Source organism: Nostoc sp. (genome assembly GCF_036919595.1).
Classification (GTDB): domain Bacteria; phylum Cyanobacteriota; class Cyanobacteriia; order Cyanobacteriales; family Nostocaceae; genus Nostoc.
In genome coordinates, this window is record NZ_JBALCO010000049.1 from 11,318 (window position 1) to 23,437 (window position 12,120).

Here is a 12,120-nt window from a genome sequence, read left to right on the forward strand (position 1 = left end):
TAATCACATTGAATAAACTGAGAAAATAATAGAGTTATATGAGCTTATTACCTGTAGATTACCAATCCAGATTAACTGCGGTTGATTTTGATCCATTTGCAGATGGAGAATTACTTCTAACCGCCCCTGCCACAGAATCACAAAAAGAAATTTGGGCTTCTGTGCAAATGGGGGATGCTGCCAATTGTGCTTATAATGAGTCCCAATCTCTACGACTAAGAGGCGAACTTGATGTCAAAGTTTTCCAGTCTGCGGTGGAAGAGTTAGTACAACGTCATGAAGCACTACGGACAACTTTTAGCACAAATGGCAATATACTCTGCATTGTTGCTTCTCGGCAAATTGAAATCCCTATTATTGATCTTTCTAGCCTGGAACTACAGGATCAACAGGAAAAATTAGCTAGTATCCTGCGACAAGAAGTAGAGCAACCTTTTGATTTGGAACATGGCCCTCTATTTCGGGCAAAAATTATCCAATTGCAGCCGCAGGAGCATTTAGCTATTTTGACAGCCCATCATATAATTTGTGATGGTTGGTCTTGGGCAGTGCTGATGCCAGATTTGGGTAAACTTTATTCTGGCTTGCAACAGGGTATTGTTCCTGAATTAGAAGAACCAGATCACTTAAGTGAATATGCGACTTTGCAGGAAGAAGAGGCGGATAGTCCAGAAGCGATCGCTACAGAAAAATACTGGTTGAAACAATTCGCTGATGTACCTGTACTGGATTTCCCTAGCGATCGCCCCCGTCCCCCACTGAGAACCTTTAACGCCGCCCGCGAAGATTGGCATTTAAACCCCGAACTAGTTGCCAACCTAAAACAACTGGGGACAAAACTCGGTTGTAGCTTTATGACTACTATCCTGGGAGGATTTGAGGTTTGGCTACACCGGATGACAGGCCAAAACGACTTGGTTGTAGGTATTCCAGCCGCCGGACAAGCTGCATTGGGGCAATATAATCTCGTAGGACACTGTGTAAATTTACTACCCTTGCGTAGCCAGATTAATGGCGAAAAATCTTTCAGCGACTACTTGCAAACGCGGCGATCGGCTGTGTTAGATGCCTATGACCATCAACAATTTACCTTTGGCAGCCTGGTCAAAAAATTAGTATTACCACGGGATTCTAGCCGCATTCCCTTAGTACCAATTATATTTAATGTCGATCAAGCGCTAGAGAGCGATCAACTTCCCTTTATCGACTTGGAGGTAGAATTTTTCTCCAATCCCCGCGCATTCGAGAATTTTGAACTGTTTATCAATGCTACAGAATTGCGTGGTCAACTGATCCTGGAATGTCAGTACAACACTAATTTATTTGATGCTGACACTATCCGCCGCCGGATGGCAGAGTTTGAAACTTTGTTATTGGGCATAGTTGCCAACCCTAATCAAAGTATTGCTAAATTGCCAATTTTGCCAGCAGTTGAGCAACAGTTATTAGCAAAATGGAACAATACTCAAACAGCTTATCCCCAAGATATCTGCATTCACCAGCTGTTTGAAACTCAAGTGGAGAAAACTCCAGACGCGATCGCTGTAGTTTTTGAAGAGGAACTTATTAGCTACCGCGAACTGAATCTGCGAGCCAATCAGCTAGCCCATTATCTCCAAAGCTTAGGAGTCGGCTCAGAAGTTCTGGTTGGTCTGTGTGTCGAGCGCAGCTTGGAAATGGTTGTAGGAGTTTTAGGCATTCTCAAAGCCGGAGGAGCCTATGTACCCTTAGATTATGCTTATCCTCAAGAACGTTTAGCTTTCATGGTGCAAGATGCTCAGGTGTCAGTGCTACTAACGCAGGAGAAGCTAAAGTCGGGGTTACCCAACCATCAAGCAGAGATTATTTGCCTTGATACCAATTGGCAGTTCATAGATTATGAGTTGGATAACCCAACACATAACATCACTTCCAATAACTTAGCCTACGTCATCTATACATCTGGCTCGACAGGTCAACCAAAAGGCGTTCAAATTCAACATCGGAGTGCTGTTAATCTCCTGAATGCGATCGCTCAAGAACCCGGTTTAACTGCTGAGGATACTCTCCTCTCTGTTACTAGCCTATCCTTTGATATTGCCGTTTCAGAAATTTTTTTACCCCTGTCTGTAGGTGCGAAGTTGGTGTTGGTGAGCCGTGAAGTTGCGGCTGATGGCACCCAACTGCTAAAAGCGCTAACCACCTCCGGGGCAACCTTTATGCAACCGACACCAGTTACTTGGCGGCTATTACTGGCAGCCGGATGGCAAGGTAGTCCTCAACTCAAGATGATTTCCACAGGCGAAGCTTTACCTAAAGAGCTTGCAAATCAATTATTACCTAAGGGAGCTTGTCTGTGGAACCTTTACGGGCCTACAGAAACAACGATTTGGTCAACAGGCTACAAGGTGACAACGGGAAATAAAGCAATAAGCATTGGTTACCCTCTTGCTAATACGCAGATCTACATTTTAGACTCCCATTTACAACCCGTTCCCATTGGTATATCAGGTGAGTTGTATATTGGTGGCGAAGGACTAGCAAGGGGATATCTTAATCGTCTTGATCTGACTGCTGAGAAATTTATTTCTAATCCCTTCAGCCCAAACCCTAAATCACGCTTATACAAAACTGGAGACCTGGCTCGTTATTTACCAGATGGACAAATTGAATACTTAGGTCGGATCGACTATCAAATAAAATTGCGTGGTTTCCGCATAGAATTGGGCGAAATTGAAACTGCACTCCTGCAACATCCAGCAATAAAAGAAGGCGTTGTAATTGTTCGAGAAGACACTTCCAATGAGAATAATTTAGTAGGTTATATTGTTGCGGAAACTGGTCAAGATAGCTTGCAAGTGATTTCGCAGTTGCGTCGATTCTTGAAACAACAGCTTCCTGATTTTATGGTGCCAACGATCTTTATGGCACTAGAAGCTATGCCGTTAACCCCCAATGGGAAAGTTGATCGCAAGGCATTGCCAGAGCCAGATGCTTCCCGCCCGGAACTGGAGGCAAATTATGTAGCGCCTCGCACTCCCATTGAGCAGCAGATTACAGATATCTGGATGCAGGTTCTTAATGTCAAGCGGGTTGGGATTTACGACAACTTTTTTGAATTGGGGGGATATTCTCTAATAGGAATTCAAGTGGTTTCTCGAGTCCGCCAAGCCTTGCAAGTAGAAATCCTGATGTCCAATTTATTTGAATTACCAACGGTAGCAGATTTGGCTGAACGAGTGGAGACTCTGCGTTGGGCAACCCAAGGTATTCAGGCGGCTGAGAGTGAAACAGCTGATGATTACGAGGAAGGCGAGCTATGAAAACATTAAATGAACTACTATCTGAGCTACGTCAGCGCGATGTCAAACTTTGGCTAGAGGGCGAAAGCCTACGCTATCGGGCGGCAAAAGACAGTCTCACGCCGGAATTGCTAACCGAGTTAAAAACTCAAAAAGCCGAAATCATCAACTTTCTCCGACAAATTACTACAGCCGCAAGTTCACAGATTCCCCCAATTGTCGCTTGTGAACGGAATGGCAATTTGCCGCTTTCCTTTGGTCAGCAACGGTTATGGTTCCTCCATCAGTTTGAACCTGATAGTTCCTCAAATAATATGCCCGTCGTGGTACGTTTTACGGGGAATCTCAATGTTGCTGTCTTAGAAGAAAGTTTGAAAGAAGTCGTCCGCCGCCATGAAATCCTGCGGACAACTTTTCCAGCAGTGAATGGAAAGTCCACTCAAGTCATCGCCACCGATGTTTCCTTGACGCTGCCAATAATTGACTTGCAGCAAGTACCAAATGAACAACGGGAGGCGGAAGCTCACTTACTGGCAACTAAAGAAGCTCATCAACCCTTTGATCTAGGTAAGGGGCCGATTTTGCGGGTGTTACTGCTGGAGTTAAGCAAGCAAGAGCATCTGCTGATCTGGAATATGCACTGCATAATTTGTGATGGAGCTTCGTCCGATCTGTTCTATCAAGACCTCACTACCATCTATAAGGCATTGTCGGCGGGGAAGGCTTCTCCTTTACCTCCCTTAGCTGTGCAGTATGCTGATTTTACCAATTGGCAATATCAATGGTTCCAGGGAGAGGTTTTAGAGGCACAGGTAAACTACTGGAAACAAAAGCTAGAAGGTAATTTACCTATTATTGAGCTACCTTACGATCATCCCCGTCCTTACGGTGTGCAAACCTATCGAGGCGATCGCGCTGCCCTGCTGCTATCAAAGACGCTGAATCATGCCCTGACAGACCTGAGTCAAAAGTGGGGAGTTACCCTCTTCATGACTCTACTGACAGTGTTTGAGCTATTGCTCTACCGTTATTCTGGACAAGAAGACCTACTCATTAGCTTTGCAAGTGCAAGTCGGGGACAAGTTGAAACCGAGGGGTTGATTGGATTTTTTTCTAATACTCTTGTACTGCGGAGTAACTTTGCTCTGAACCCAACTTTCCGAGAATTGTTAGACCGAGTGCGTAAGGATTGCTTACAAGCTTATACCCATCAAGACCTACCCTTTGAGAGACTAGTTGAAGAACTTAGACCAGAACAACAAAGTCGGAATTCGCCTTTATTTCAGGTAAAGTTCTCCCTCAATCCTCCTTGGTCGAATGGTCGTGGTATGGCATCAGTAGAACTACCTGATTTGACTATCACTTCTCTATTTGGCTACATCTATCATGGTAAAACTAAATATGATCTGACATTAGTCTTGCGGGAACAGGATAATGGTCTGGGCATGGTATTTGATTACAATGCCGAGATGTTTGATGCCAGTACCATAGAGCGGATGTTAGGACACTTCAAAACATTACTCGAAGGTATTGTCGCTAATCCCGATCAGCCGATTGCTGAATTACCCTTGTTGACAGCAGGTGAACAACATCAATTGTTGGTTGAGTGGAACGGCAATCAGGCTGATTATCCTCAAAATACTTGTATTCATCAGTGGTTTGAAAATCAAGTCAAGCAAACTCCAAATAATATTGCAGTAAGTTTTGAAAATCAGCAATTAACCTATCAGGAACTCAACCAGCGTGCAAATCAACTAGCCCACTATTTGCAAACTCTAGGGGTAAAATCTGGGGTATTCGTCGGTCTTTATGCAGAGCCTTCCTTAGAGATGATTGTGGGGCTGTTGGGTATTTTGAAAGTTGGGGGAACTTACGTATCCATAGCTGGGACATTTGGGCAAGATGGTCTGGCTTTCATTTTAGAAGATGCCCAAATATCCTTAGTGTTAACCCAAAGCTCATTAATTGAGAAACTTTCTGAGCATCAAGCACAAGTTATCTGTTTGGATAGTGATTGGGAAGTTATCGCCCTACACGCTATTGAAAATATAGGTCATCATACCACAGAGCAGACTCTCGCCTGTGTGATGTATGTGTCCGGTTACAATGGAAAACCCAACGGTATAGGCATTACCCACGGTAATCTTGTCACCCACAGCTTGGCAATTAGCGAAACTTGGGAGTTGACTCAGAGCGATCGCCTACTACTCATATCTAGGATCACAACTGATACTTTCATTGAATCACTGTTCCCTAGTTGGATTACTGGTGCTACCACAATTCTCCAGTCTCAAGAGCTACAAAACTCTGCGGCGCAGTTTTTCCCATTCATTGCTCAACAAAAGATTACCGTTGTTAATATACCTACTTCTTTTTGGTATGAGTTAGTTAAAGAGCCATCTGTGTCTTTACAAACCTTGCCAGCCATCTTGCGCTTAGTCATGGTTGGTGGTGAAAAAGTTTCACGTAATGCTTATTTAACTTGGGTAGAAAAAGTTGGCAAGCAAGTACGCTGGCTGAATGCCTATGGATCACTAGAAACAACTTTAACCGCCACGGTTTACGATCCGGAAACTGCCACTGAAGTCAGTAGCACTCGTTCAGAAATTCCTATAGGAAAAGCGATCGCCAATACCCAAATTTACATTCTCGATCGGCGATCGCAACCCCAGCCAATTGGCGTTACTGGCGAAATATACATTAGCGGTATCGGTGTTGCACAAGGCTACTTTAACCGTCCAGACTTAACATCTGAGAAATTTATCCATAACCCCTTTAGCAGCGAATCTGGGGCATACCTTTACAGAAGTGGCGACTTAGGACGCTACTTAAGTGACGGCAATATTGAGTTTCTGGGCCGCCTAGACAATCAGGTAAAAATTCGTGGTTTTCGCATTGAGTTGGCTGAAATTGAAACAATTTTGGGTCAATATCCAGGCATGCAAAAAACTGTGATGATTACCAAAGAAGATGTTCCTAGAGATAAACATTTAGTTGCTTATCTTGTTCCCAAACAAGGAGAGACTTTAGGGAGTGAGCAGTTGCTGAGTTTTCTCCAACAAAAGCTGCCTGAGCATTTGTTGCCTTCTGCCTTTGTTATAGTAGATTCTCTGCCATTGAATGCTAATGGCCTAGTTGATCGCAAAGCCTTATCTGCGCTTAATCCAACTAATTCTAAAATAGAAAAAATATTTGCCACAGCAGAAAATCCATTACAACTTCAATTAACAGAAATCTGGGAAAATATTTTAGGAATTCATCCGATTGGAATAACAGATAATTTTTTTGATTTGGGTGGACACTCACTGCTGGCAGTACGTCTGTTTTCTTATATTGAAAAGATAGCGGGCAAAAATCTACCTCTATCTATCCTCTTGCAAGCCCCAACTATTGAGCAATTAGCTAATATTGTTGAGCAAGAAAGATGCTCAAAACCTGGGGTTGTAGTGACGCCAATAGCTGATGTAAAGTCTGAAACATCAATTCCTTGGTCATCTTTGGTAGCTATTCAACCCAACGGTTCTAAGCCTCCTTTCTTCTGTGTACATGGTTTGGGTGGAGAAGTTCTACGTTTCCGTGAATTGGCATTGCATTTAGGATCAGATCAACCATTTTATGGATTACAGCCACAAGGGTTAGATGGAAAACAGCTTCCTTATACCCGAATTGAAGACATGGCAGCACACTACATTCAACAAATCCAGACTATTCAGCCCCATGAGCCTTATTTTATCGGTGGATACTCCTCTGGGGGTATAATTGCTTATGAGATGGCTCGGCAATTGGTTATGCAAGGTAAGAAAGTAGCTTTGCTAGTTTTATTTGATACCTACGGTTCTAGAAAAAGCGAATCTGTGTCATCGCAAAAGCCAGCTTCTCGCCATTGGAAGAGTCTTTTAGCAATTGCATCTAACTATGTTATTAAGCAGGTAGAAAGAAATAGAGAGCGGCTTAAGTATCAGATCAAAGAGATTATCTGGCGGTTTGTCTTTCAGTTTCACCTGAGCTTCGGACGCCCCTTAGCTTACTCCTACCGGAAATTTATGGTACAAGACGCCACCATCCAAGCACTAAGAAAATATGTTCTACAAGTTTACTCAGGTCGAGTAACCGTATTCCGAACAGAAGATGGTTTTGCAGTTGCCCAACAGGAGGCTGATCCCAAAATGGGTTGGAGTAAATTGGCATTAGGGGGAGTGGATATCTATGATATTTCTGGGATTCATAATTCCATTTTTAAAGAACCCCATATACAATCTGTGTCCGAAAAAATAAAAGCTTGCATAGATCAAACTATTACAAAAACCTAAATCTTTCTAGACTTATAGAAAATGTAATTCAGGCACAAAGATTATAACGTTTTGGTTCTCACTTCTGAATTCTGAATTATGCTGTAGTTAAAGCTTTGCAACCTCATCTCGCTTGCGGGATGGGGTTGTTTTATTCGCGAGTAATATAGCGGTTCTGGTTTGCATCAAGTACTACATTTTTAAACCTCATCCCCAACCCCTCTCCCAACTCACGGAGAGGGGTTGGGGATGAGGTTCAGAATGTATTGCATCGAAGTAAGAACCGCTATAATTTCCACTGACACCTTGATATATATGTAAGTGCCATCGCTAATCAAGCCTTTGCATAAATCCTAAACTGGCTCTTACCTAGTGTATTTACTGAAGTTTTGCTATGACTCAGAGGAAATAATATATATAATAAATCCGATGCAATTCTTGATAGTAATGCCAATAATCATCCGAAAATTTACTTTGCATTCTTGAGTGCTAACTCAGATCAGGTAGATCACATTCGACTGTTGGAAAATAATCCCTTTGGTTTTAAGGATTTACCAAATGGTGGTGATAAAGATTACTACAATGTGATTGTGCAGGTAAATTTGAGTGTCAATCCTGTGTAATATTAAAATTGGGTAATTACTTCGCAAGTTTGAACATCCTCATCCACATTGGGGGGTGGGGCTATGCTTATGTATAACAAGGAAATAGATTTGAGATTAATTAAACTAGTAAATTTACTGAAGGCAGTTATTAGCTTTCCTTCATAAATTTAATAGTTAATTCCTCTACGGTGACAAAAATCTTCGCCTTTACTTCTGGAGTTAATTTTTATTAAATTAAGTTAGCAAAAAAGTGATGAAGAATTCTTTTGCAATCGGGTATGGCGCTGTTAACCAAGGAAAGCTCACTGTCTTTCGCCATCAGTAATACTGTGAATCTCTATATTTAAGAATTTGTAAAAAATAATTCATAAATTTAAAGTTTTTTTATTACATAATTTTGAATTAGGGTATTTACTTAGTAAAGCATCTGTGATAGTTTCATGTTGATTATCATAAATTAAAATATGCAACACTAAGTTTAACAACCGTGTTTCCGTGTTTTGGTTTGATAAAGAGTATCCATGTTGCATACTTTTAATACTAAGTAGTAATTATAAGATAGTATAAATTATGTAGTATGAAGCAAGTGAGAAGTTTTCCTCGATCTATTTAAACTTTTGTTTTGAATAACGGATAACAGTTGTAATGTGATCTGAATGCAGGTCTGCAATTAGACGAATTTACCCTCTGTGCTTCTACATATTTAAGCACACTGAATGCCACAGAAGTATTGCTGCTGCTGGCATAAAACCAAAAACTGCCACTGTTAGTAAAAGAGATAGTCCCTAATATTTTCGACTTTATTCCTCACTTTCACCTTCGACTTGTCTTATATGACTTATATTAAGAACGCTTTTCCCGAATTTATCACTACCTTAGAAGGGTTTGACCAATTACCAGATGAGGTGATCGCTAATCTATCAGAACAGCTGCAAGCCTGGCGCTATCGCATCGGTCAGAAAATCATCGGAAAAGAAAGTCTCCCGGAACGGATTACCATAATTTATGAGGGACAAGTACGCCTGTTGGGATATGATCCCCACACGCAAATGCCAATCACCCTAAAATTACTCCAACCAGGGGAAATTATCGGTGAAATTGGTTTGTTGCGCGATATCGCCTGTGAGACAGCGATCGCCTCCACCGAAGTAGTATGTTTAACCTTGAGTGCAGCGGCATATTTTAGTTTTATCGCTTTATACCCAGCTTTTGCTGATGCTCGCAAGAACCGCAGTTACTTGGCGGAAGTTTTCGATATTCTCAGCTCATATTGGAAACAGCAAGCGATCGCGACTTTAAATCTCAGAGAACTGGCCGAAAACGCCTTACCACATGCGAAAATTCATTACCTCCCTTCAGGGAAAACTTCATTCAATCAACTGGATAACGAAAGCATCTGGTTTGTGAGTGGTGGTGGTACAGTAACGAATTTATTACCTGGCGATCGCTTAGAATCATACGATGACAGAGACAAGATCCAGGTCATAGGTCAAAACCCCGCCCGGTTGCTTGGTATACATCCGTCAGATTTGATGTTGGAAAATAGTCATCAGATAGTACTTGCGGTAAGTGACACCAAATCAGATAGCCAAGACGAACTGGATATTCCCTACGCATCGGACGAAATAGTTCCACAGACAGCCCCCGATACCTCAAATAGTAATAGTTCGTCAAAACTTAAATACCCGTTTTTTAGTGGTAAGGGTGAATTAAATACAGCCTTCGCCTGCTTCCAAATGATCGCGAAGCATTTAGAAATGCCGTTTCGTCGAGAAGTGGTTCGCCGCATCTTAACTGAGCAAGTCAAACGTCAGGGTAGTATATCGTTTCAAGTTACTGCTTACCTGGCAGAGTTAATCGGACTTAAGGCGCAGTTGATAGAGCTACCAATCGCTTCAGTGACGCGCATTCCTACACCGGCATTGATTCGCTATGATGATAGTTTTGCCGTTTTATATGCAGCAGATGCAAATAGTATGGTTGTGGGTGTCCCATCCCAAGGAATTGTCCGCTGCAAACCCGCTCAATTGGTTGAACAATTAGATGTTGATCCAACCAACTTTCCGCCCCAAGTTAGGGTATTACTGCTCAGTGCTACCAAAGAAACACCCCAAGAGCGCTTTAGTTTACGGTGGTTTCTGCCCTATTTGTCACGCTACCGTCGAGTCCTGATAGAGGTCTTTGTCGCTTCCTTTTTCGTGCAGTTGGCAGCGTTGGCAAATCCTCTGGTCGTCCAGTTAATTATCGACAAAGTTATCACTCAAAATAGTATTGGTACTCTACATATTTTGGGTGTTTTGCTATTAGTAGTCGGGATATTTGAAGCAGTGTTGACTACCTTACGAACCTACCTATTTGTCGATACTACCAATCGGATCGATATGGGTTTAGGGTCGGAAATCATCGACCACTTACTACGTCTACCGCTGCGCTACTTTGAACGCCGACCGGTGGGTGAACTTTCCACTCGCATCAACGAATTAGAAAATATCCGTCAATTCTTGACTGGTACTGCCTTAACAGTGGGGTTAGATGCTCTGTTTTCGGTGGTCTATATCGGTGTGATGCTGATCTACAGTTGGCAACTCACCTTGGTAGGCTTAAGCACCATTCCAGTGTTTGTGATTGTTATCTTAATTGCTTCTCCCACCATTAGCCGACAGTTACGTGGCAAAGCCGAACGCAACGCCGAAACTCAATCTTATTTAGTAGAGGTGATGTCAGGAATTCAAACAGTAAAAGCGCAAAATATCGAATTGCGATCACGCTTTTCCTGGCAAGAGCGTTACGCTCGGTTTGTCGCTGCTGGTTTTAAAACAGTTGTAACTTCTACCCTCGCCAATTCTACCAGCAACTTTCTCAACAAACTCAGCAGCTTACTAGTTTTGTGGGTAGGAGCTTATCTGGTACTCCAAGGAGATTTAACTTTAGGCGAATTAATTGCCTTTAGGATTATATCTGGTTACGTCACCAGCCCAATATTGCGCTTGGCTCAACTCTGGCAAAGCTTCCAAGAAACTGCATTATCCTTAGAACGTTTAAGCGATATTGTCGATACACCACAAGAAGGAGAAACAGACCGCTACAATATACCCTTGCCTACGATTAAGGGGGCAGTGAAATACGAAAACGTTTCCTTCCGCTTTGGCACAAGTGGCCCTTTACAACTTTCTAATGTCAACCTCGAATTTGCACCAGGGAAATTTGTCGGCATTGTCGGACAAAGTGGCTCTGGTAAAAGTACGATGATGAAGTTACTGCTCAGACTTTACGAAACCGAGTCCGGCAGAATTTTGATTGATGGTTATGATATTGCCAAAGTAGAACTTTATTCACTGCGACGACAAATTGGCGTAGTTCCCCAAGAAACGTTATTATTTGACGGCAGCGTTCAGGAAAATATTGCCCTAACAAATCCCGATGCAACAACCGAAGAAATTATCGAAGCGGCTCAAGTTGCGTGCGCCCACGAGTTTGTAATGAGCTTGCCCAACGGTTACAATACGCGGGTGGGAGAACGGGGTTCTGCACTTTCAGGTGGACAACGACAAAGAATTGCGATCGCCCGCTCTGTTTTACAACGACCAAAATTATTAGTTTTAGATGAAGCAACTAGCGCATTAGATTATCCCACAGAACGGCAAATATGTCTCAATTTAGCCAAAGCATTCAAGGGTGAAACAGTATTTTTTATTACCCACCGACTGAATACTGTCAGTAATGCAGATATGATCGTTGTGATGGATAATAGCAGGGTTATAGAACAAGGCAGCCATCACGAATTAATGGCTACTAAAGGTCATTATTATTACCTATATCAGCAACAAGATGTGAACTTGTAATTAGTCATGGCTGGGGGCATGGCATCAAAGGATTTTCAGTTTTATCAACATTCCATAGATGTAGCAATCAGCGTAGATTAGGCACTGTCACAAATATCAAAAT

Annotated in this window: 3 protein-coding genes and 1 pseudogene; all 4 read left to right on the forward strand. The window is 42.3% G+C overall.

What is annotated here, in order from left to right; translation table 11 throughout:
* Positions 1-38: 38 nt before the first annotated feature.
* Positions 39-3,299: pseudogene (locus V7K21_RS06630) on the forward strand (non-ribosomal peptide synthetase); the annotation flags it as partial.
* Entirely contained in the window at positions 3,299-7,591 is a 4,293-nt protein-coding gene (locus V7K21_RS06635; RefSeq protein WP_335172651.1) for a non-ribosomal peptide synthetase, read from the forward strand. The pseudogene V7K21_RS06630 and the gene V7K21_RS06635, both read left to right, overlap by 1 nt.
* A gap of 413 nt (positions 7,592-8,004) precedes the next feature.
* On the forward strand, positions 8,005-8,193 hold the full coding sequence (locus V7K21_RS06640) for a DUF4114 domain-containing protein (protein ID WP_335172716.1): 189 nt from the start codon (positions 8,005-8,007) through the stop codon (positions 8,191-8,193).
* 815 nt (positions 8,194-9,008) lie between these two features.
* Entirely contained in the window at positions 9,009-12,017 is a 3,009-nt protein-coding gene (locus V7K21_RS06645; RefSeq protein WP_335172653.1) for a peptidase domain-containing ABC transporter, read from the forward strand.
* Positions 12,018-12,120 lie beyond the last annotated feature (103 nt).

Excerpts from the sequence above, each read along its gene's own strand:
- V7K21_RS06635 (WP_335172651.1), top strand. The coding sequence starts at position 3,299 with ATGAAAACATTAAATGAACTACTATCTGAGCTACGTCAGCGCGATGTC.
- V7K21_RS06645 (WP_335172653.1), top strand. The coding sequence starts at position 9,009 with ATGACTTATATTAAGAACGCTTTTCCCGAATTTATCACTACCTTAGAA.